We start from the raw sequence: 19,757 nt of genomic DNA on the forward strand, positions 1-19,757 counted from the left end.
AGACGCACGACGAAGGCCCCCCGCACCGGCAGGACACCACGGCGGGGGGCCTTCGGCATAAGGTGGGACGCATGAACGATCGCATGGTGTGGATCGACTGCGAGATGACCGGGCTCTCGTTGACGGACGACGCACTTATCGAGGTGGCCGCGCTGGTCACCGACTCGGAGCTCAACGTGCTCGGCGAAGGCGTGGACATCGTGATCCGCCCGCCGGACGCGGCCCTGGAGAACATGCCGGACGTGGTGCGCGAGATGCACACCGCCTCCGGCCTGCTCGACGAGCTGGCCGCCGGCACGACCCTGGCCGACGCCGAGGCGCAGGTCCTGGCGTACGTGCGCGAGCACGTCAAGGAGCCGCGCAAGGCCCCGCTGTGCGGGAACTCCGTCGGCACCGACCGCGGCTTCCTGTCGCGCGACATGCCCGCGCTGGAGGCCCACCTGCACTACCGGATCGTGGACGTGTCATCGGTCAAGGAGCTGGCGCGCCGCTGGTACCCGCGGGCCTACTTCAACAGCCCGCCGAAGAACGGCAACCACCGGGCGCTCGCGGACATCAAGGAGTCCATCGCCGAGCTGCGGTACTACCGCGAGGCGGTCTTCGTGCCGCAGCCGGGACCCGACTCGGACACGGCCAAGGCCATCGCCGCCAAGCACGTGGTAGCCGGCGAGTAGGACCGCCGCGGGAGCCGCCGGAGGGGTGCGGGGAAAGGGGGGAGCGAGCACCCTCCCGGACCCTGTACCCTTTTCTTCGGCCGGTCGTTCCCCGACCGGACATGGTGGGTGTAGCTCAGTTGGTAGAGCACCTGGTTGTGGTCCAGGTGGCCGCGGGTTCGAGTCCCGTCACTCACCCTGTGGGAAGGCCCCGGTTCGCGCGAGCGAGCCGGGGCCTTCCGCGTTCTCCGGGTCCGGCGGGGTCCCCGGGCCGGAATTCCCGGGCCGGCGTCCCCGGCGACCGCGACCACGACCGCGACCACGACGGCATCGGCGAGGCCGGCACCGTCGCCGCCGCCTTCTGGCCGGGCCAGGCCCTCGGCGGCCCGGTGATCGGCCGGCTCGCCGGCCGGCGCGGCGGGCGGACGGGCCCGGGCGGTGCGCGCCGGTCGGGATCCGGAAGGGGGACGGCCTAGGCGAGGGTGCGGACCTCGGAGAGGATCTCCGCCAGTTCCTCCCCCGTCGTGACCGGGCCGATCTCGACCTCGGCGTGGAACCGGCTGAACAGGTCCCAGGTCAGCAGCGGCACCTGGGCGCTGTCCTGGACGTCGAAGACGATCCAGCAGGAGCGCACGCCCTCGTGGAGGCCGAAGTAGGCCGCCTCCGGCCGGACCCGGTCCATGAACTTCCTCATGGCCTGGACCAGCGCCCCGGTCTTGATGCCCTCGTTGGCGGCGGCCGTGTCCAGGTGGGCCCTGAGCATGACTCTCACGTGTGGCTCCCTCCGTCACAGCCACCCTCCGCACGGGCCGGGGGCGCGGCAACATCTGCGCCCCCGTCCGGGCGGGGTCAGGAGGAGGGGCGGGCCGTCCGGACGTGGAAATTGAACTCCGCGTGCCCCAGGGAGCCCATCAGGCGCAGCCACAGCGGCAGGAGCATCTCCGTGCCCCGTGCGGTCTCGATGCCGCCGAGGTCGATGATCGACGCGTCGGGCCAGCCGAAGGAGCTCAGCAGGCCGTGGACGGCCTTCTTCGCGTCGGCGTCGTCGCCGGAGAGGAAGACGGAGTGCTCGCCGGGGACCCGGGCGGGATCGACCATGATCTGGCAGTTCATGGTGTTGAGCGTCTTGACCACCCGCAGCTGCGGGAAGGTGCGCTGGATCAGCTCGCCGAGGCTGTCGTCGTCGACCGGGTCCAGGCGCGGCGGGAAGCCGTGGGAGAAGTCCAGCGGGTTGGCGATGTCGATGAGGACCTTGCCGTCGAGGTGGGCGGCGTCCGCCTCCCTCAGGGCCTCGACGCTGACCTGCCCGCCGGTGGCGTTGACCAGCGTCTCGCCGTGCCGCGCGGCCTCCGGGAAGGGGGCCAGGCCGATCGAGGGGTGGGCCTCCTGCCATTCGGCGTACTCCGCCCGGTCCAGGGTGGCCCGCGGGTCGCGGGTGCCGATGACCACCTCGTGGCCCAGCGAGGCCAGGCGGTCGGCCACCGTGCGGCCGACGATGCCGGTGCCGAGAACTGCGTAACGCATGCGGATGTCCAATCGGGAGGGATGTGGCACGTGCCGTGCGCGGGGTGCGGCCGGGCGGTCGGCCGGTGCCCAACGGCCCCCAACCGGCGCGGACCGTACGGTATTCCACGGGCGCGGCTTCCGGCTCGCTCCCTCACCCGGTCGGGTCGGTGCGCTCTCCCCGGCGCCTGCTGCGGGTGCGCCGGGCGCGGCGGCCGCCCGGGCCGCGCCCGCCGCGCCGGCCCCGGTCGTCCAGAGCGAGCCACACCCGTACCTCGCTGCCCCCGAGCACCGAGCGCCCCAGGCGCACGTCGCCGCCCGTCGACTCCGCGACCCGGCGCACGATGTCCAGGCCGAGCCCCGTGGAGCCGTCGCGGGCGCCGTCGTTGCCGCGCCTCAGGGCCGCGTCCGGGTCGGCGATGCCGGGGCCCGCGTCCGAGACGAGGACGATGACGGCGTCCCCCGCGTCGTGCACGTCGACCGCGAAGGGGGTGCCCTCGGGGGTGTGCCGGAAGACGTTGCCGAGCAGGGCGTCGAGGGCGGCCGCCAGCTCGGGCCGGGCCACCGGGACCCGTACGGTGCGGTCCACGCCCGCGAGCCTGACCTCGCGGCCCTCGTCCTCCGCGAGCGCCGACCAGAAGGCCATCCGGTCGCGGATCACCTCGGAGGCGTCACAGCCGGCGGTGGCCGCCGCAGCGGCGGCCGGGCGCTGCTCGCGGGCCGTGCGGATGATCGTGTCGACCTCCCGCTCCAGCTGCTCCACCGCCGCCCGGGTGTGCTCGGCGGCCGGGCCGTCGCCGAGCGAGGCCGCGTTGAGCCGCAGCACGGTCAGCGGGGTGCGCAGCCGGTGCGAGAGGTCGGCGGCGAGCTCCCGCTCGTTGGCGAGGAGTTCGACCACCTGGTCGGCCATCGAGTTGAACGCGACGGCCGCCGACCGGAGTTCCTTCGGACCGTCCTCGGGCACCCGGGCCCCGAGCCGGCCCTCGCCCAGCTGGTGCGCGGCGTCCGCGAGCCGTTCGGCCGGCCGCACGAGGCGGGCTCCGAGCCGGTCGGCGACCGCCACGGAGCCGACGACCAGGGCGAGGCCGACGCCGGCGAGGACCAGCCAGGCGGTGGCGACCCCGTTGCTGACCTCGCTCTCCGGTACGTAGATCTCGATGACGGCTATGTCCCCGGAGCCGAGGGCGATGGGCTGGAGCAGGGCGGAGCCCCCTCCGGCGGCCTTCGCGGTGGTGGCCCGTCCCATGGAGCGGGTCTCCGCCACCGCGTGCGCGCCCGCCCAGCCGTCGCCGATGTCCACGGGGGCGGCGCCGGCCATCGCGGGGACGTGGACGGCCATCCGCCGGGCGGCGCCCATCTCGGTGGACTCGACGGCCTTGCGCAGCTGCACCGGGTCGGTGGTGATGGACAGGGTGGGGCCCATGGTGGCGGCCTGCCGCTCAGCGTTGGAGAAGGCCCGGTCGCTGGCCATCTCCTGCACCACCAGCCCCAGCGGCACCGCGAAGGCCACGACCACCATGGTGGTGACGGCAAGGCAGACCTTGACCAGCGCCCACCTCACCGCTGTCGGCCCGCCCTGTCGCGGCAGCGGCTGGTGTCCCGGCCGCCCGCGCGGCGCAACGGTGCGGCCATCGCGCTCGTCCGCGGCCCGGCGGCCGCGCGTGCGACGCTCACAGCGGCGGCTCCAGCTTCACCCCGACACCCCGCAGCGTGTGCAGGTACCGGGGCCGGGCGGCGGTCTCGCCGAGTTTGCGGCGGAGCCAGGAGAGGTGCACGTCGATGGTCTGGTCGTCCCCGTACGACTGCTGCCAGACCTCGGCGAGCAGCTCGCGCCGGGCCACGACCACGCCCGGCCGGCCGGCGAGGAAGGCCAGCAGGTCGAACTCCCGCCGGGTGAGGTCGAGTACGGCCCCGTCCAGCTCGGCCTGGCGGCGCAGCGGGTCGATGGCGAGCCCGCCGACGTGCAGGACGCGCGGGGGCGGTTCGGCCGCCGCGGCCTGGGAGCGGCGCAGGACGGCGGCCATCCGGGCGGAGAGGTGCTCGACGGAGAAGGGCTTGGTGAGGTAGTCGTCGGCGCCGTCGTTGAGCAGCCGGACGATCTCCGCCTCGTCGTCGCGGGCGGTGGCGATGATGACCGGCACGTCGGTGATGCCGCGCAGCATCTTCAGCGCCTCGGAGCCGTCGAGGTCGGGCAGTCCGAGGTCGAGGATGACCACGTCGAACCGGTGGTGGGCGACCTCGCGCAGGGCCTCCAGGGCCGTGCCCACGCTCCGTACGGTGTGGGCGGCCTCGGTCAGGTGCCGGATCAGGGCGGAACGTACGAACTGGTCGTCCTCGACCACGAGCACACTAGCCATGGGCGCACGGTAGTCCATCCGGGCGACCCCGGGAGGTGCCGGGACTGCTCTGTGACGTGTGGTGCAGTATGTGCCCTGATGCGACGAGGACTTGTACATGCCATGGCCTGGGTGGTGGCGACCGCGGCCGCCGTGACCCTGTCGTGGTGGGGTGTGCACACCGTCATGTCCGGGACGGCCTACGATCCCCCGCTGGCGGTCCCGCTGACCACCCTGCCGCCGGCCTCCGCGACGCGGGGCGCGGAGCCGCCGCCGCCCGGCCCCTCGGGCTCCGCGTCGCCGTCGCCGTCCGGGTCCGGGTCGCCGTCGCCCTCCGCACCGGCCGCCGCCCCCTCCCCGTCCGCGAAGCCGAAGTCCCCGCCGCCTGCCGGGCAGCAGCGCCCGTACCCGGACGGCGGCGGGCAGGGTTCCGGCTCCGGCGGCGTGAAGGGGTACTCGGTCTCGGGCGGCCGGGTGGTCTTCGACCTCGGGACCTCCTCGGCCGCCCTGGTCTCGGCGACGCCGGAGGCGGGGTGGCGGGTGCAGGTGTGGAAGCAGGACTTCTGGATCCGGGTCACCTTCACCCGGGACAACCGCGAGGTGTCGGTGTTCTGCACCTGGCACGACCACCCGCCGACGGTGGAGACCGTCGACCCGTAGCCCCGCCAGGGCTCCCGCCTACCGGAACACCGAGGCCGGGGGCTCCGGCGAGGCCACCGCCGAGGCGTCGCGGACCGGGACGGCGCCGCCCGTGAAGTCCGCCAGGGCCCGGCCGTGCTCCACCCGTCCCGGGTGCGGGTCGCTCGCCACGCGGCGGGTGAACTCCGCGACCGGCAGCTCCCGGTCGGAGGCCACGAGCACCGCATTGCCGAAACGTTTCCCCCGCCAGACGACGGGATCCGCGGCCAGCGCCAGCCGCTCGAACCGGGAGGCCGCGGTGGCCACCTGGCCGCGCAGGTGGGCCAGCGGCGGACCGTCCGCCAGGTTGGCCACGTACCACCCGGTGGGCGACAGCGCCCGGCGCACGTCGTCCAGGAACTCGGCGCTGGTCAGGTGTGCCGGGGTGCGCGCCCCGCTGAACACGTCGGCGATGACCAGGTCCGCCCAGCCGTCCGGCACCTTCGCCAGGCCCGCCCGCGCGTCGACCGCCCGGACCCGCACCCGCGCCTGCGGGTCGAGCGGCAGGTGCTCCCGTACGAAGGCCACCAGGGCCTCGTCGATCTCCACCACCTGCTGCGCGGAGCGGGGGCGCGCGGCGGCCGTGTAGCGGGCCAGGGTGAAGGCCCCGCCGCCCAGGTGCACCACGTTCAGGGGCTGCCGGGCGGGCGCGGCGAGGTCGATCAGGTGGCCGATGCGGCGCTGGTAGGCGAAGTCGAGGTACCCGGGGTCGTCCAGGTCGACGTGGGACTGCGGGGCCCCGTTGACCAGCAGGGTCCAGGCGCGGGCGCGCTCGCGGTCCGGGGACAGCTCAGCCAGGCCGCCGCCCACCTCGCCGGTGACCGGCTCGGCGGCGCCCCGCCGGCCCCCGTCGCGGTTCCTGCCCTTGTCCCTGCCCGTACCTCTGCCTGCCACCCCACCATTATCGCTGGCCAGAACCTCACCGACAGTTGTCGGCCGCCTCGATGAGCCGGGCCGCCTCGCCCAGCGCCGCCCGCAGCACGTCCGGATCGGTGACCGGGCCCACGGACTCGGGCGGCAGCAGCCAGCCCGTACCGCCCGCGGTGGGCGCGGCGAGGTCCCCGAAGCGCATGCCGCGCCCGTTGGTCTGCGTACAGGCGCTTCCCGGAAGGTCCCAGGCGTCGGCGGTGCCCGGCGGGACGAGGAACCCGAGCGTGTCGCCGGAACCGTCGTGCAGCACGGGGCCGACCGCGGGGGCGGCCCTTCCGGCGCCGCGGCGGATGATGTCCACCGCCTCCAGCCCCTGCCGGACGGAGACGGTCACCAGGTCCGGGGCCGGAACCGGGGCGGGGAGCCCGGCCGCGGCCAGGGCGGTGAACGGGTTCGCGCCGGCGTCGGGCGCGGTGTTCGTACCAATGCTGTCCATGCCGGCCTCCACCAAGGGGAACCCCTCCTCGATCCGTATCCGCATGGGTTCAACGCGGCGAAGCGTCAACAGGTGCGGCGGCAAGACGCTGCAAAGGATGGCAGTTCATGGCGGATCGCGGGTGAGATATCCGTTTTGTAGCCAAACACCGCGTGGGAGCCCCCTCACCGGCGGTACGTTCGTGCGCGCCGGAGCACCCGACTCCGGGGCGAGCGTGTCCAGAGAGGCAGCGTCCATGGCGGCGTCACCCCACTCACCCAACTCCTGCTTCCGGCGGCTTCGCGGAGCGCACTCCCCGGCCGAGTTCGCCGCCATGGTGCGACGGGCCGCACGGGAGATCGGCGAAACGGTTTCCTGCGACGCCCGCTACATCGGCCGCGTCGAGTCGGGCGAGATCCGCTGCCCCAACTACGCCTACGAGCGGGTCTTCCTCCACATGTTCCCCGGCCGCACCCTGGCCGACCTGGGCTTCTCCCCCCGCGAGGCGGTCCGCGGGCGGGCCGCGCAGCGCCCCCTGCCCGCCCCGCCCGTCTTCACCCACCTCATCCACCGTTCCAAGGAGAGCGACGTGCTGCGCCGCGCCTTCATGGCGGGCGGCTCCGCGACCGTGGCGGCCGCGACGCTCAGCCTCACCCTGCTCGGCGACAGCCGCCGGATCCCCTCCCGCGCCGGCGAGGCCGAGGCCGCCGCCGTCGAGGACGCGGTGCGCCAGATCCGGCTGCTGGACGACCGGCACGGCGCCGACGCCCTCTACCGGCGGGCCGCGCAGCCCCTGCGGACCGCCTACGCCCTGCTCGACGCGGGGGCCACCCGCCAGTCCACCGAGGACCGGCTGCACGCGGGGGCCGGGGAGCTGGCCGTCTCCGTGGGCTGGCTGGCCCACGACTCGGGCCGCTTCGAGGACGCCCGCTCGCACTACGCCGAGGCCCTGGCCACCGCCCGGGTGGCGGGGGACGCGGGCCTGGAGGCGCACGCCTTCAGCAACATGGCCTTCCTGGCCCGGGACTGCGGGCGCCCCCGCGAGTCGGTGCGGGCCGCCCAGGCCGGCCGGCGCGCGGCCCGCTCGCTGGGCTCGCCCCGCCTGCTGGCGCTGCTGGCGCTGCGGGAGGCGGGCGGCTGGTCGGGGCTCGGGGACCGCCGGGCCTGCGAGGAGGCGCTGACCCGGGCGCACACCGAGTTCGCGCGGGGGGCGAGCGCCGCCGACCCGGAGTGGATGTCCTTCTTCGGCGAGGCCGAACTGGAGTCCCTGGAGTCCCGCTGCTGGGCGGCGCTCGGGGAGTACGCCCGCGCGGCCCGGCACGCCCGCCGCGCGGCCGACCTCCAGGACCCGCACTTCGCGCGGAACGTGGCCCTCTACACCGCCGAGCTCGCCGACGACCTGGCCCGCGCCGGGGCGCCCGACGAGGCCGCCTGGGCCGGCGGACGGGTGCTGGACCTGCTGACGGAGGTCCAGTCGACCCGCATCCGCTCCATGCTGGCCGGCACCGCCCGCACCCTGGTCCCGCACCAGCGCTCCCCCCGCGTCGGCGCGTTCCTCACCCGGCACGCCCAGGCGTAGCCCGTCGGCGGGGCGGGGGCCCACCCTCGGCGGGGCGGGGCCCTACCCCTCCAGGTGCCCCGTGTCGTTCCAGCGCTCCAGCGCCGGCGCCCCGTACGCCCAGCCCAGGACGGACAGCGAGGTCGGGTCCAGGCGGATGCGGGCGCCGAAGGAGGCCTCGAAGCCCAGCCAGCGGGCGGCGAGGGTGCGCAGGACGTGCCCGTGCGCGAAGACCAGGACGTCCCGCTCCGCCGAGCGGGCCCAGGCGACCACCTCGTCCGCGCGGGCCGCCACGTCGGCGACGGACTCGCCGCCGGGGACCCCGTCGCGCCAGATCAGCCAGCCGGGCCGGACCGCCTGGATCTCGGCCGGCGTCATCCCCTCGTAGGCGCCGTAGTCCCACTCCATGAGGGTGTCCCAGGGCTCCGCCTGCGCCCCGAAGCCCGCCAGGTCGCAGCTCTCGCTCGCCCGGACCAGGGGGCTGGTGCGCACCTCCAGGCCGCGCAGGGAGACCCAGGGCTCGCCGGCGAGCCGCTCGCCCAGCCGCTTCGCCCCCTGCCTGCCCTCCTCCAGCAGGGGCACGTCCGTGCGCCCGGTGTGCTTGCCGAGCAGGGACCATGCCGTCTGGCCGTGGCGGGCCAGCAGGATGCGGGGGGCCATCTGTGTTTCTCCCGGTCCGTGGTGGTTCGCCCTGTGGTGCGCGAATCCGTCGTCCGTCCATCATCGCCGACGTGAACGCAGGGCAACTCCGTCCGGCCGGCACGCGTCATACGACGTATGACCACACCGCAGCGGCCCCTTCGACGGCGGGTGGAGCTGCTGCTCCTGGTGCTCGTCTACGGCGCCTACTCCGGCGGCAGGCTCCTCGCCCGGGGCGACGCGGACCTGGCCGTCGGCCACGGGCTGGCCGTCCTGCGCGTCGAGGGGCTGCTGGGGCTCGACCTCGAACGGCCGTTGAACCGTCTCTTCTCCCACGAGGGCCTGCTCGGCATACCGGCCGACTTCTTCTACGCCTCCCTGCACTACCTCGCCACCCCGGCCGTGCTGCTCTGGCTCTACCACCGCCGCGCCGCGCACTACCGGGACGCCCGCCGCTGGCTGGTGGCCTCGACCCTGCTCGGGCTGGCCGGCTTCGCCCTGCTGCCCACCTGCCCGCCCCGGCTGCTCGACGGCGCGTACGGGTTCACGGACACGATGGCCCGCTTCAGCGCGTACGGCTGGTGGGGCGCCGAGGCCAGCGCCCCGCGCGGGCTGGGGGCGCTGACCAACCAGTACGCCGCCATGCCAAGCCTGCACGTCGGCTGGGCGCTGTGGTGCGGGGTCCTGCTGTGGCGGCACGCGCGGCGGCCGCTGGTGCGGGCGCTGGGGGCGACGTACCCGGCGGCGACCGCCGTGGTGGTCATGGGCACGGCGAACCACTACTTCCTCGACGCCGTCGCCGGAGCCGCCGTGATGGGCGCCGGCCTGCTCCTCGCCCGCCGGTGGGGCGCGGGCCCGGACGGGCCCGGGCGGCGGGAACCGGTCCGTTTCCGCCGTAAGTCCACGATTGTCAGTGGCGGATGGGACACTTCCGCCCGTGAGCTCCTACCCGCCCAGCGGCCCGCCCCAGACGACGACACTGCGGCAGCGGCTCGCTGACCTGCGCGGCCCCGCCGTACCGCCCCGTCCGCTCGACGCGCGGGCGCTCGCCGCGCTCGCCGCGAACCCGGGCTGCGGCAGACGGGCGGTCCTCGACGGCGCCGGGGTGGACAAGACCGCCCTGGCCGCGGCCCTCGGCACACCGGCGGCTTTCGGCCAGTCGCAGTTCGCGATCGTCCGCGGGAACTCCTTCGAGGCCAAGGTCAAGGGCGACGGCGGCGCCGAGCTGCTGCGCCTGGTCCACGCCCGGCTGGGCGCCGGCGCCGAGCCCCCCGGGCCGGACGCCCGGGTGCCCGACCTCACCGCCGCCGGGCCGGAGGGCCGGGCCGCCCGGACCGCGCTGGCCCTGCGGGAGGCCACCGCCGCGCGGACCTGGACCCTGCTGGACCATCCGATGCTGGCCCTGGAGGTGGCGGGGACCCCCGCCTACCTGGAGCCCGACGCCGTCGTGGTGCACCCCGACGGACGCTGGACCGTCGTGGAGATCAAGTCGTTCCCGATGATCGACGGGGCCGCCGACGCCGCGAAGGTGGGGTCCGCCGCCCGGCAGGCCGCCGTGTACGTCCTCGCCCTGGAGCAGACCGCCGCGAAGCTGTCCGGCGCCGAGGTCGACCACCGGGTGCTGCTGGTCTGCCCGAAGGACTTCTCGAACCTGCCCGCCGCAGAACCCGTCGACGTCCGCCGCGAGCGCTCGGTCACCCGCCGCCAGCTGGAGCGGCTGACCCGGATCGAGGAGCTGACCGCGGGTCTGCCGGAGGGGCTCTGCTTCGACCCCGCCCGGCCGGCCGAGGAGCTGACCCGGGCCGTCTCCGCCGTCTCCGCCGCCTACGCCCCCGAGTGCCTGGCCGCCTGCGAGCTGGCCTTCCACTGCCGCGAGCGCTCCCGCGCCGCCGGGGACCCGGCCGCGCTCGGCCGGTCCGTCCGCGGCGAGCTGGGCGGGCTGGGCAGCGTCGAGGAGGCCCTCGCGGCCGCCGCGGGCGCGGGCCCCGAGGGCGATCCCACCGCCGACGCACTGCGCCAGGCGGCCCGGCTGCGCGCCGAGGCCCTGGAAGCGGCCGCCGTCCGACCCCCGCACCAGGCCCCGGAGACCCCCGCATGCCCCTGCTGACCACCCTCGCCCGGCTGGAGGCGGTCCGCGCGGGCCGCGCCCGGCCGCTGGCGACCGTACGCCACCGCCACCTGGGCGCGCAGCCGCTGGTCTTCGTGCCGCTGACCACCGCCGGTGAGGCCGGGGCCCCGCTCGGCGCGATGCTGGGCACCGACCGGCACGATCCGCGGATCCTCGTCATACCGCAGCCCCGCGACCGGGACCTGCGCTGGCAGTTCCTCGGCGAGCTGGCGCGGCAGCTGATGCCGTACGTCGAGTCCTACGCGGACGTGGTCGAGCCCGCCGAGCGGACCGAGACCGACCCGGAGACCGGGAAGAAGACCAAGGTCGAGGCCGAACTGTGCGTGGACGCGCCGCAGATCGTCGTACCGAGCCGGGCCGGCATCGAGTACGTACGCCTGCTGGGCCGCTCGATGCGGTTCCGCCGGACCGCCGAGGAGGACCCGGAGAACCCCTACCCGGCGCCCACCCGGGTCCCGCTGCTGGGCCGCTGGTTCACGCACCTCGCCGAGCGCTCCCGGGTGCCCGGGTCCTCGATGCTGCTGTCCGCCACCGACCTGCTCTCCCGGCACTGGGCGACGGGCCAGAGCAACCTGGAGGACCAGCACCTGGGCTCCCTGCTGGGCTGGATCGCCCCGCCGGAGGGCGTCTCGGGCGCCGAGTGGGCGCTCAGGGTGGAGCTGGGCCGGGACCGGGACGGCCTGCTGCTGTTCCCGCCGGCCGGCCCGGCCACCGACCCCGCCTTCGACAACCGGCTGCTGGCGCCGGCGATCGCCCGGTTCGACGCCGCCCGCTCGGCGGACGGGCCCCGCGACGCGGACGCCGTGCGACGGGCCGAGGAGGAGGTCCGGCGGCTGGTCGCGGAGCAGATGGAGCCCGCCTGGCGGCAGACCTGGGAGGCGATCGACCTGGTGCGCGCCCTGCCTCCGGGCGAGCGGACCGAGGAGCGCTGGACCCGCGACCGCTGGTCCTTCACCGGCCACCGCGACCGGGTCCGGGCGGGCGAGCCGCCGCAGCCGCGCCGCGACGACGCGGTGACGGCGGCCCAGAAGCTGGCCACGCGGGAGACCGAGCAGGTGCGCCTGGACGCGCAGGAGGCCCTGGACGACCCGCTGGTGATGGCGGGCCGGCGGTTCGCGGGCGAGGCCTTCGCCGGCGAGGTCACCGAGGTGGCCATGGAGTGGACGGAGGGCAGGCGGCCCCGCCCGCGCCCGCTGCTGACGGTGGCCACCGAGGACCGGCCGCAGCTGGCGGACGAGGGCGGCGGGAAGGTCTTCCGCTCGCTGGACGGCCGCCAGCAGGCCTTCGAGTTCGTGCGCCGCGAGGAGGACGGCCGGCTGGTGCTGCGCGTCCTCGACAAGATGGGCGCCGGACGGGAGCCGGTGGCGGGCTCGGTGCCGGAGAAGGGCGACCGGGTGTGCTGGACCCTGTTCGAGCACGACGCCCGCGGCGGCCCGAAGCTGCCCGACCCGGAGAACACCCCCTGGACGCACGGCGGCCCGCCGGGATCCGCCGCCGCCCCCGCCCTGGACGCCGTGACCGACGAGGACATCCTGTGAGCACCGCCTTCGACCCGGGCGCGGCCGCCGACCGGGCGACCGCCGCCATCCTCCGCGACACCCTGCACGGCAGCGAGCGGGGCGTGGTCGTCGACTCCCCGCCCGGGGCCGGGAAGTCGACGCTGGTGGTGCGTGCGGCCCGGGAGCTGGCCGCCGCAGGGCGCCGGCTGATGGTGGTCGCGCAGACCAACGCGCAGGTCGACGACCTGGTGCTGCGGCTCGCCGACAAGGACCCGGAGCTGAAGGTGGGCCGGCTGCACAGCAGCGACGCCGACGCCTACGACCCGGCGTTGCGCGACCTGCCCTCCGTCACCCTCTCCGCGAAGCCGGCCGACCTGGCGGAACTGCCCGTCACCATCTCGACGGCCGCGAAGTGGGCGTACGTGAAGGCGGAGCCCTGGGAGCACGCGATCGTCGACGAGGCCTACCAGATGCGCTCCGACGCACTGCTGGCCGTGGCGGGGCTGTTCGAGCGGGCGCTGTTCGTGGGCGACCCGGGGCAGCTGGACCCGTTCAGCGTGGTCGGCGCGGAGCAGTGGGCCGGGCTGTCCTACGACCCCTCCGCCTCCGCGGTCTCCACCCTGCTGGCGCACAACCCCCGGCTGCCGCAGCACCGGCTGCCGGTGTCGTGGCGGCTGCCGGCGACGGCCGCGCCGCTGGTCTCGCGCGCCTTCTACCCGTACTCGCAGTTCCGCAGCGGGACGGGGCCGGGCGAGCGGCGGCTGGCCTACGGGGTCGCGTCGGACGGTTCCGGTCCGGACCGGGTGCTGGACGAGGCGGCCGAGGCGGGCTGGGGCCTGCTGGAACTCCCCGCCCGGCACACCCCGCGCACGGACCCGGAGGCGGTCGGGGCGGTGGCCCTGGTGGTCCGCCGCGCCCTGGACCGCGGCGCGGTGACCTCCGACGAGCGCTCCCCGGTCCCGTCTCCGCTGACCCCGGCGCGCATCGCGGTGGGCACCGCGCACCGCGACCAGGCGGCGGCCGTCCGCACGGCCCTGGCCTCCCTGGGCGTCACCGGCGTCACGGTGGACACCGCGAACCGCCTCCAGGGCCGCGAGTACGACCTCACGGTGGTCCTCCACCCCCTGTCGGGCCGCCCCGACGCGACGGCCTTCCACCTGGAGACGGGCCGCCTGTGCGTCCTGGCCTCGCGGCACCGGCACGCCTGCGTGGTGGTGGCCCGGGCGGGCATAGCGGAACTCCTGGACGACCACCCGTCCACGGAGCCGGTGCAGCTGGGGGCGACGATCAAGTTCCCGGACGGCTGGGAGGCCAACCACTCGGTCCTCTCCCACCTCGCCGAACACCGCGTCCCCTGGCGGCCGTAGGGCCTGCCGCGTCCCGGATCGGGCGGAGCCGCTCCTACTTGCGGGTGGCGCCGAAGGTGTGGCGGAGGGTTTCGCCGATCTCGGCGAGGGTGTGGAGCTGATCCGGGGTCAGGACGTCGATCAGGTGGCGGCGTACGGATTCCACGTGGTGCGGGGCGGCCCCGGTGATCGCGGCCACCCCGTCGGCGGTGAGCACCACCTCCGCCCCGCGGCCGTCGCCGGCGACCTCCTCGCGCCGTACCAGGCCGCGCCGTTCCATGCGGGTGAGCTGGTGGGACAGCCGGCTGCGGGACCAGCTCATCAGTCCGGCGAGCGCGGTGACGCGCATGCGGTGGCCGTCGGTCGAGCCGAGGACGGACAGCACGTCGTAGTCGGCCTCGGACAGTCCGCTGTCCTGCTGGAGGTCGCGGGCGATCTCCGCGTCGACGAGGGGGAACATCCGGCGCCAGGCGTACCAGGCGTCCTGCTCGGACTCGGTGAGCCAGCGGGGGTGGGCCGGCTCGGGCACTTCGGTCATGGGGGCAGCCTAGCGAGTTTGGTGACACGTCACCTATCTAGTTGACACAACCCGCACCGGCGACTTTCCTAGGTGACACGTCAACAACAAGACTGGCACCACCCATCACACCAGCCCCCCAAGGGAGTTCGCGCCATGACCCGCCTGCTCGTCGTCTCCGCCGCCAACCGCCCCACCTCCGCCGGCCGCCCCCTCGCCCGGTGGGTGGCCGACCTCGCCCGCGAGCACGGCACCTTCGAGGTCACCCCGGTGGACCTCGCGGAGATCGCGCTGCCGTTCCTGGACGAGCCCGAGTTCCCCTCCAGCGGCAACTACGCCCACCAGCACACCCGCGACTGGAGCGCGGTCGTCGACTCCGCCGACGCGTTCGTGTTCGTCCTGCCGATGTACAACGGCGGCTTCACCGCCCCGTTCAAGAACGCCGTGGACTTCCTCTACGCCGAGTGGCAGGGCAAGCCGGTCGGCCTGGTCAGCTACAGCGCGGGCGGCAGCGGCGGCGCCCCGGCCGCCGCGATGCTGCTGCCGGTGCTCACCCAGGTCGGCCTGGTGCCGGCCGCCCGCTCGGTGGCGGTGCCCGGCGTCCTCGGCCTGGTCGGCGCCGAGGGGTTCGAGGCCCCGGAGGGCCTGGCGGCCGAGGTGTCGGGCGTCCTCGACGACATCGCGGCCCTGGTGAAGGAGCCCGCGTCGGCGTGACGCCCGGCGCCCTTGCGTGACGCTGGACAATGGAGGGTGGCCCGGAGGAATTCGCAAGCGCAGGAGGACACGCATGGCAGAGCCCGAGCGGACCGAGCGGAGGCAGCGGCCCGCACCGCTGCTCTTCGAGCCCTCGGAGGCCGTCGCGGACCCGGAGCACTTCTTCGACCTGGAGTCGATCGAGGACCCGCGGGAGCTGCTGGCGCGCGCCACCGAACTGACGCTGGCGTTCCGGGCCGCGCAGAACCGGGCCGAGGAGTTCCAGGCCCTGGCGGCGGCCCAGCTGGCCGACCCCCGCCGCTTCGACCGCCTCTCGCCGTCCGCGATCGCCGAGGCGGCGGAGTGGACCGAGGACTACGCGCGCCGCATGATCGAGTTCGGCGAGGACCTCCAGCGCGGCACGCCCCCGGAGGCTTGAGCGGGCGGGGGCGGGCCGGGCCCCGCCCCCGCCGGTCGCCACCGGCACGTGCGGCGCGCACGATAGCGCAACCGACCCGCCCCCGTCCCGGTTTCCGGTAACTCGTGGGAACCGACACACTACGGGCGGTAGACATTGGCATATGACGATCCTGACGACGGCCACCGACTGCCCCGCCCTCGACGGCATCGACGCGCGCACCGCGCCCGCCACCCAGGTCACCCCGCAGGGAGCCGCCTGGCTGGCCTCCGCCTCCGCGCACCCGGGGAGCACCCTCGCCGTCTGGGAGGGGCGGCCCGACGCGCACGCCGTGCTGCCCTGCGGGACCGCCTTCGACGTCGTCAACGTTCCGCTCGTCCTCGGCCGGCGCATGCTCGACCTGCTCTGGGAGCAGGGCCCCGGCTCCGGGCCGGCCGCCGTGCACCGGGGGCGGATGCTGCTCTTCGCCTCCCCCGGCACCGCCCAGCGGCTCCCCGCGCTGCTCGCCTGGGAGGAGTGGGGTCCCGCCGCCCCGGCCCCGGCCCCCCTCTGCCACGGCCACGGCGACGCCGTCACCGTGCCCCCGCTGCGGCCCGGCCCCGGCCCCTCCCGGTGGCTGGTCGCGCCGGACGCCCGGCTCCCCTGGCTGCCCGGCCCGGACTGCCTCCTGTGGGCGTTCCTGCACGCCGCGAGGGGTCCGGCCCCGGTATCGATTTTTGGTTCGGCGGATTCGGATGCTAGTGTCTACCTCGTCAGCAAGCGCCGCTAGCTCAGTTGGTTAGAGCAGCTGACTCTTAATCAGCGGGTCCGGGGTTCGAGTCCCTGGCGGCGCACAGACGGGAGAAGGCCCCCACTCATCAGAGTGGGGGCCTTCTTCGTCGTGTCACACCGGATCCGCCGTCACGTCGTGATCTTCACCGTGTAGGCGCCCGACAGCGTCCGGTCGGCGACCTCGATGGTGATCCGCTCCCCCGGGACGGTGAACGTCTCCCCGACCTCCAGCGGGGCGTCGGCGAGCGGCGGGTACACCGAGCGGTCCCAGCAGGCCTCGGTGCGCGGATGGCCGTCGAGGACCTCGATCGGGCCGCCGCCCGACGCCGCCTCGTTGCGGACCCGGTACACCAGGACCCCCTCCGTGCAGGTGTCCCCGTCGTTGCCGGCGGAGCCCCGCGCCTCGACCGCGATCGCGCTGCCGAGGCCCGTACGGATCACGGCGAGCCGGGTGCCGCCCGTGGCGCCGGGCTTGAGGGGCTGCGAGAGCGGCTGGAGGGTGTGCAGGGAGGTCCCGGAGCGCACGCAGTCGACCTGGGAGGCGTCCAGCCAGCCCAGCTTCCACTTCTGCCAGCCGAACAGGTCCGGGGCCATCCCGAACTGGCTGCCCATGACGTCCCAGTCGCCGACGTAGGTGTCCCAGTCGCCCTTGCCGTCCGTCGGGCGGTGGTAGAGGTCGGGCAGGTCGAAGACGTGCCCGGTCTCGTGCGCCAGCACGTTGCGGTCCGGCGGGTGCCGCTCGAAGACGGTGACGATCCGCCGCAGGTCGGTGCCGTCGGCCCGCAGGGGGCGGTCGAAGTTGACGACCTTGGTGGCGTCGGAGTCCACCCCGGGGGCGTTGGGGTCGGCGACGAAGTACACGACGTCGTACGCGCTGAAGTCCACCGTCGGATCGGCGGCGGCGACCGCGTCCCGCAGGTAGGCGGCCCGGGCGTCCGGGGCCCAGTCGCGCCGTATCCCGTACGCGGTCGACGGCCGGGGCATCCGGATCCACTGCCGCTGCGGGTGCGGGACCAGCCGGAAGCGGCCGTAGGAGGCCCGTTCGAAGAAGTCGCTGGTGGCCGGGAAGTAGTCGGCGGCCAGCTCCTCGGGGGTGACGGCCGTCCGGTGGTCGGGGAAGGAGAGGAAGACCATCACCGCGTGGAGCGTGCGCTCCGGCTTGGGGTAGGCCCGGTTCCAGGTGTCCAGGCCGAGGGAGTGGTGCGCGGCCGTGCGGGTCAGCGCGCAGGGACCGCCGGTGGCGGGTCCGGCGGCCACGGCGGGTCCCGAGACGAGCGACATGGCGGCCAGCGCCGTCATCGAGGTGAGGATGGCCGCCGTACTTCGCATGCGGGAGCGGTCCACTCCCCCGGGTGTCAGCTGTCGCGGCACATCGACCTCCGGTGGTGGATTCGTCTTGTTCCATCCACCTTGAGGCGATTGTCTTATTTATGCATGGTTCCCCTACCCCACACGGGTGAGCACTACGGCAAGTCGGTGACCCCCGGGTCGAACGCCCTCGCCTACAGAACGTCACTATCGATCACCCAGGATCAGACCAGGGCACGGTGCGCTCACAGCCGTGCGGAATCCGTCACGCCGCGGCGGCCGACACGGTGTCAGCGACCGGCCGACAGGGCGTCAGCACGGCGACGACCCGTGCCCCACACGGCGACGCCGCTGGATAGGGCCTCCGTCACCCTCTATGATCGGCACACTTTCCTGCACCGACACTCACGAACACTGCGGGAGCCAACGGTGAACGGAAGCTCAGAGGGAACCGGTTCGGCGGCCGACAGCATCCGACCGGCCCTTACGGAGCGTCACCAAGCAGTGCCGGCCGTGCCGGGCATGTCGGCGCCGCCGCCGAGGACGAGGTCCACCCCCGGGACCGCCGGCCCCGACGGGACCGACGCAAGGGCCGCCGCGGTGATCGGCGGCGCCGCCGGAGCGGGCGAACCCCGCGACTACCGCGCCGCCTTCGACGCGGCCCACCTCGCCATGGCCGTCGTCGACCGCGACGGCGACGTCATCGCCGCCAACCGGGCCCTCGCCTCCCTGCTGGGCGGCGAGCCCCACGAGCTCGCCGGGCAGTGCGCCGCCGACCTGGTGGACCTCGCGGCGGAGGCCCGGACCTGGCAGGCCTACCAGGAGGTGCTCCGCGGCCGGCAGGCCCGGCTGCGCTGCACCCGCCGCCTCAAGCACCCCGACGGGCACTCGCTGTGGACCGAGGTCACCCTCGGCCCGGTGCCCGGCACCCCGGACGTCCTGCTGTCGGTCGCCGACATCAGCGACCGGCGCGACCTCCAGGCCCGGCTGCGCCACCTCCAGATGCACGACCCGGTGACCCGGCTGCCCAACCGGGCGCTGTTCTTCGAACGGCTCACGGCGGCCCTGGAAGGCTCCGCGTACGGCAGCGGCGGAACCGGCCGCATCGGCCTGTGCTACCTGGACCTCGACGGGTTCAAGGCCGTCAACGACACCCTGGGCCACCGGGTCGGAGACCGGCTGCTGACCGCCGTGGCGGCCCGGCTGACCCACTGCGCCGACCAGTCCGGGTACGGGCGCTCGGGCGGGCACCTGGTCGCCCGGCTCGGCGGCGACGAGTTCGCCCTGCTGGTCGAGGACTCCACCGGCACCGAGCAGCTCGCGGACCTGGCGCGCAGCGTGCTGGCCGCCGTGCAGGAGCCCTTCGACCTGGCCGGGCAGCGGCTGTCGGTGTCCGCGTCGATCGGCGTGGTCGAGCGGGACGCGGCCGGGACCTCGGCGACGGGCCTGATGCAGGCGGCGGACACGACCCTGTACTGGGCGAAGGCGGACGGCAAGGCCCGCTGGACCCTCTTCGACCCCGAGCGCAACGCGCACCGGATGACCCGCCAGGCCCTGTCGAGCTCGCTGCGCCCGGCGGTGGAGCGCGGGGAGTTCGAGCTGGAGTACCAGCCGCTGGTGGACCTGGAGAGCGGCGTGGTGCGCGGGGTCGAGGCGCTGGTGCGCTGGAACCACCCGCAGTTCGGCACGCTGACGCCGAATCGGTTCATCGGCATCGCCGAAGAGGACGGCTCGATCGTGCAGTTGGGCCAGTGGGTGCTGCGCACGGCCTGCCGGCAGGCGCGGCGCTGGCAGATCGAGCAGCCCAGCGACTCGCCGGTGTTCGTGTCGGTGAACGTGGCGGTGCGCCAGGTGTGGGACTCGGACCTGGTGGGCGACGTCGCGGAGATCCTCGCCGAGACCGGGCTGGCCCCTCAGCTGCTCCAGCTGGAGCTGACGGAGTCGGCGGTGATGGGTTCGGCGGGACGGCCGCTCCAGGCCCTCCAGGCCCTCAGCGACATGGGGGTGCGGATCGCCATCGACGACTTCGGCACCGGGTACTCCAACCTGGCCTACCTGTCGCGGCTGCCGGTGTCGGTGCTGAAGCTGGACGGCTCCTTCGTGCGCGGCTTCCGCTACGACGACGGCGCGCACCCGAACCCGGCCGACGAGACCATCGTGGAGGCCCTGGTCCAGCTCGCGCACCGGCTGGGGCTGACGGTGACCGCCGAGTGCGTGGAGACCGCCGGGCAGGCGGCCCGGCTGCGGCGGGTCGGGTGCGACACCGGTCAGGGCTGGCTGTACTCGCGCGCGGTGGCCCCGGAGCGGATCGCGGAGATGATCAGCGCCCGCCCGGACGTGCGCCGGCGCTGAGGTCCGCGGGCGC

Annotated in this window: 20 protein-coding genes and 2 tRNA genes; 13 read left to right on the top strand and 9 right to left on the bottom strand. The window is 74.9% G+C overall.

Annotated features, from left to right (window positions below; all coding sequences use genetic code 11):
- Nucleotides 1-71 precede the first annotated feature (71 nt).
- The gene (gene orn, locus AB0469_RS16725) at nucleotides 72-674 is read left to right on the top strand and encodes an oligoribonuclease (RefSeq protein ID WP_366452124.1); all 603 of its coding nucleotides are present in this window, start codon (nucleotides 72-74) and stop codon (nucleotides 672-674) included.
- Nucleotides 675-778: 104 nt separating this feature from the next.
- Nucleotides 779-851: transfer RNA gene (locus tag AB0469_RS16730), tRNA-His, on the top strand.
- A 274-nt stretch (nucleotides 852-1,125) separates the two neighbouring features.
- Here AB0469_RS16730 and AB0469_RS16735 read toward each other — a convergent pair.
- The 4 genes from AB0469_RS16735 to AB0469_RS16750 form a co-directional block, all read right to left on the bottom strand.
- Nucleotides 1,126-1,416, bottom strand: a complete 291-nt coding sequence (locus tag AB0469_RS16735; protein WP_366452291.1) for a hypothetical protein — start codon at nucleotides 1,414-1,416, stop codon at nucleotides 1,126-1,128.
- 86 nt (nucleotides 1,417-1,502) lie between these two features.
- The gene (locus AB0469_RS16740) at nucleotides 1,503-2,177 is read right to left on the bottom strand and encodes an NAD(P)-binding domain-containing protein (protein WP_366452126.1); all 675 of its coding nucleotides are present in this window, start codon (nucleotides 2,175-2,177) and stop codon (nucleotides 1,503-1,505) included.
- A 133-nt stretch (nucleotides 2,178-2,310) separates the two neighbouring features.
- Entirely contained in the window at nucleotides 2,311-3,717 is a 1,407-nt protein-coding gene (locus AB0469_RS16745) for a HAMP domain-containing sensor histidine kinase (protein WP_366452127.1), read from the bottom strand.
- Between the two features lie 109 nt (nucleotides 3,718-3,826).
- Entirely contained in the window at nucleotides 3,827-4,513 is a 687-nt protein-coding gene (locus AB0469_RS16750) for a response regulator transcription factor (protein WP_366452128.1), read from the bottom strand.
- A 78-nt stretch (nucleotides 4,514-4,591) separates the two neighbouring features.
- Between AB0469_RS16750 and AB0469_RS16755 the strand changes: the two genes are divergently transcribed.
- Entirely contained in the window at nucleotides 4,592-5,152 is a 561-nt protein-coding gene (locus AB0469_RS16755; protein WP_366452129.1) for a hypothetical protein, read from the top strand.
- A gap of 18 nt (nucleotides 5,153-5,170) precedes the next feature.
- On the opposite strand, the gene AB0469_RS16760 is transcribed toward AB0469_RS16755, so the two are convergent.
- Together AB0469_RS16760 and AB0469_RS16765 are read right to left on the bottom strand one after the other, a co-directional pair.
- The gene (locus tag AB0469_RS16760; RefSeq protein WP_366452131.1) at nucleotides 5,171-6,064 is read right to left on the bottom strand and encodes a fused MFS/spermidine synthase; all 894 of its coding nucleotides are present in this window, start codon (nucleotides 6,062-6,064) and stop codon (nucleotides 5,171-5,173) included.
- A gap of 25 nt (nucleotides 6,065-6,089) precedes the next feature.
- The gene (locus AB0469_RS16765; RefSeq protein ID WP_366452132.1) at nucleotides 6,090-6,536 is read right to left on the bottom strand and encodes a hypothetical protein; all 447 of its coding nucleotides are present in this window, start codon (nucleotides 6,534-6,536) and stop codon (nucleotides 6,090-6,092) included.
- Between the two features lie 235 nt (nucleotides 6,537-6,771).
- Here AB0469_RS16765 and AB0469_RS16770 point away from each other — a divergent pair, with 235 nt between their 5' ends.
- Nucleotides 6,772-8,094, top strand: a complete 1,323-nt coding sequence (locus AB0469_RS16770) for a tetratricopeptide repeat protein (RefSeq protein ID WP_366452133.1) — start codon at nucleotides 6,772-6,774, stop codon at nucleotides 8,092-8,094.
- A 42-nt stretch (nucleotides 8,095-8,136) separates the two neighbouring features.
- Here the strand turns inward: AB0469_RS16770 and AB0469_RS16775 are convergent, their stop codons facing one another.
- Nucleotides 8,137-8,733 carry a histidine phosphatase family protein gene (locus AB0469_RS16775; protein ID WP_366452134.1) on the bottom strand — a complete coding sequence of 199 codons (597 nt, stop codon included), beginning with the start codon at nucleotides 8,731-8,733 and terminating at the stop codon, nucleotides 8,137-8,139.
- Nucleotides 8,734-8,850: 117 nt separating this feature from the next.
- Here AB0469_RS16775 and AB0469_RS16780 point away from each other — a divergent pair, with 117 nt between their 5' ends.
- The 4 genes from AB0469_RS16780 to AB0469_RS16795 are packed head-to-tail and all read left to right on the top strand — an operon-like array spanning nucleotide 8,851 to nucleotide 13,706.
- Nucleotides 8,851-9,711, top strand: a complete 861-nt coding sequence (locus AB0469_RS16780) for a phosphatase PAP2 family protein (RefSeq protein ID WP_366452135.1) — start codon at nucleotides 8,851-8,853, stop codon at nucleotides 9,709-9,711.
- Nucleotides 9,650-10,819: a hypothetical protein gene (locus AB0469_RS16785; RefSeq protein WP_366452136.1), complete on the top strand. Its 1,170-nt coding sequence runs from the start codon at nucleotides 9,650-9,652 to the stop codon at nucleotides 10,817-10,819. Before AB0469_RS16780 ends, AB0469_RS16785 begins: the two co-directional genes overlap by 62 nt.
- Nucleotides 10,807-12,378 (top strand): hypothetical protein, encoded by a 1,572-nt coding sequence (locus AB0469_RS16790; protein WP_366452137.1) that lies wholly within the window; start codon nucleotides 10,807-10,809, stop codon nucleotides 12,376-12,378. The genes AB0469_RS16785 and AB0469_RS16790 overlap by 13 nt, the downstream gene beginning before the upstream one ends.
- Nucleotides 12,375-13,706, top strand: a complete 1,332-nt coding sequence (locus AB0469_RS16795) for an AAA domain-containing protein (RefSeq protein ID WP_366452138.1) — start codon at nucleotides 12,375-12,377, stop codon at nucleotides 13,704-13,706. Before AB0469_RS16790 ends, AB0469_RS16795 begins: the two co-directional genes overlap by 4 nt.
- 34 nt (nucleotides 13,707-13,740) lie before the next feature.
- On the opposite strand, the gene AB0469_RS16800 is transcribed toward AB0469_RS16795, so the two are convergent.
- Nucleotides 13,741-14,223, bottom strand: a complete 483-nt coding sequence (locus AB0469_RS16800; protein ID WP_366452139.1) for a MarR family winged helix-turn-helix transcriptional regulator — start codon at nucleotides 14,221-14,223, stop codon at nucleotides 13,741-13,743.
- Between the two features lie 135 nt (nucleotides 14,224-14,358).
- Between AB0469_RS16800 and AB0469_RS16805 the strand changes: the two genes are divergently transcribed.
- From AB0469_RS16805 to AB0469_RS16820, 4 genes are all read left to right on the top strand, one after another.
- Nucleotides 14,359-14,916, top strand: a complete 558-nt coding sequence (locus AB0469_RS16805; RefSeq protein ID WP_366452140.1) for an NAD(P)H-dependent oxidoreductase — start codon at nucleotides 14,359-14,361, stop codon at nucleotides 14,914-14,916.
- A gap of 73 nt (nucleotides 14,917-14,989) precedes the next feature.
- The gene (locus AB0469_RS16810) at nucleotides 14,990-15,334 is read left to right on the top strand and encodes a hypothetical protein (RefSeq protein ID WP_042809094.1); all 345 of its coding nucleotides are present in this window, start codon (nucleotides 14,990-14,992) and stop codon (nucleotides 15,332-15,334) included.
- Nucleotides 15,335-15,476: 142 nt separating this feature from the next.
- The gene (locus AB0469_RS16815) at nucleotides 15,477-16,082 is read left to right on the top strand and encodes a bifunctional DNA primase/polymerase (RefSeq protein WP_366452141.1); all 606 of its coding nucleotides are present in this window, start codon (nucleotides 15,477-15,479) and stop codon (nucleotides 16,080-16,082) included.
- Nucleotides 16,073-16,146: transfer RNA gene (locus AB0469_RS16820), tRNA-Lys, on the top strand. The genes AB0469_RS16815 and AB0469_RS16820 overlap by 10 nt, the downstream gene beginning before the upstream one ends.
- Before the next feature lie 67 nt (nucleotides 16,147-16,213).
- Here the strand turns inward: AB0469_RS16820 and AB0469_RS16825 are convergent.
- Nucleotides 16,214-17,455: a M6 family metalloprotease domain-containing protein gene (locus tag AB0469_RS16825; protein ID WP_366452142.1), complete on the bottom strand. Its 1,242-nt coding sequence runs from the start codon at nucleotides 17,453-17,455 to the stop codon at nucleotides 16,214-16,216.
- A gap of 459 nt (nucleotides 17,456-17,914) precedes the next feature.
- Here AB0469_RS16825 and AB0469_RS16830 point away from each other — a divergent pair, with 459 nt between their 5' ends.
- Entirely contained in the window at nucleotides 17,915-19,744 is a 1,830-nt protein-coding gene (locus AB0469_RS16830) for an EAL domain-containing protein (protein ID WP_366452292.1), read from the top strand.
- Nucleotides 19,745-19,757: the final 13 nt, after the last annotated feature.

The organism is Streptomyces sp. NPDC093801 (assembly GCF_040701585.1).
GTDB lineage: Bacteria > Actinomycetota > Actinomycetes > Streptomycetales > Streptomycetaceae > Streptomyces.

Excerpts from the sequence above, each read along its gene's own strand:
- orn (WP_366452124.1), top strand. The coding sequence starts at position 72 with ATGAACGATCGCATGGTGTGGATCGACTGCGAGATGACCGGGCTCTCG.
- AB0469_RS16735 (WP_366452291.1), bottom strand. The coding sequence starts at position 1,416 with ATGCTCAGGGCCCACCTGGACACGGCCGCCGCCAACGAGGGCATCAAG.
- AB0469_RS16740 (WP_366452126.1), bottom strand. The coding sequence starts at position 2,177 with ATGCGTTACGCAGTTCTCGGCACCGGCATCGTCGGCCGCACGGTGGCC.
- AB0469_RS16750 (WP_366452128.1), bottom strand. The coding sequence starts at position 4,513 with ATGGCTAGTGTGCTCGTGGTCGAGGACGACCAGTTCGTACGTTCCGCC.
- AB0469_RS16755 (WP_366452129.1), top strand. The coding sequence starts at position 4,592 with ATGCGACGAGGACTTGTACATGCCATGGCCTGGGTGGTGGCGACCGCG.
- AB0469_RS16765 (WP_366452132.1), bottom strand. The coding sequence starts at position 6,536 with ATGGACAGCATTGGTACGAACACCGCGCCCGACGCCGGCGCGAACCCG.
- AB0469_RS16770 (WP_366452133.1), top strand. The coding sequence starts at position 6,772 with ATGGCGGCGTCACCCCACTCACCCAACTCCTGCTTCCGGCGGCTTCGC.
- AB0469_RS16775 (WP_366452134.1), bottom strand. The coding sequence starts at position 8,733 with ATGGCCCCCCGCATCCTGCTGGCCCGCCACGGCCAGACGGCATGGTCC.
- AB0469_RS16780 (WP_366452135.1), top strand. The coding sequence starts at position 8,851 with ATGACCACACCGCAGCGGCCCCTTCGACGGCGGGTGGAGCTGCTGCTC.
- AB0469_RS16790 (WP_366452137.1), top strand. The coding sequence starts at position 10,807 with ATGCCCCTGCTGACCACCCTCGCCCGGCTGGAGGCGGTCCGCGCGGGC.
- AB0469_RS16800 (WP_366452139.1), bottom strand. The coding sequence starts at position 14,223 with ATGACCGAAGTGCCCGAGCCGGCCCACCCCCGCTGGCTCACCGAGTCC.
- AB0469_RS16805 (WP_366452140.1), top strand. The coding sequence starts at position 14,359 with ATGACCCGCCTGCTCGTCGTCTCCGCCGCCAACCGCCCCACCTCCGCC.
- AB0469_RS16810 (WP_042809094.1), top strand. The coding sequence starts at position 14,990 with ATGGCAGAGCCCGAGCGGACCGAGCGGAGGCAGCGGCCCGCACCGCTG.
- AB0469_RS16815 (WP_366452141.1), top strand. The coding sequence starts at position 15,477 with ATGACGATCCTGACGACGGCCACCGACTGCCCCGCCCTCGACGGCATC.
- AB0469_RS16830 (WP_366452292.1), top strand. The coding sequence starts at position 17,915 with ATGTCGGCGCCGCCGCCGAGGACGAGGTCCACCCCCGGGACCGCCGGC.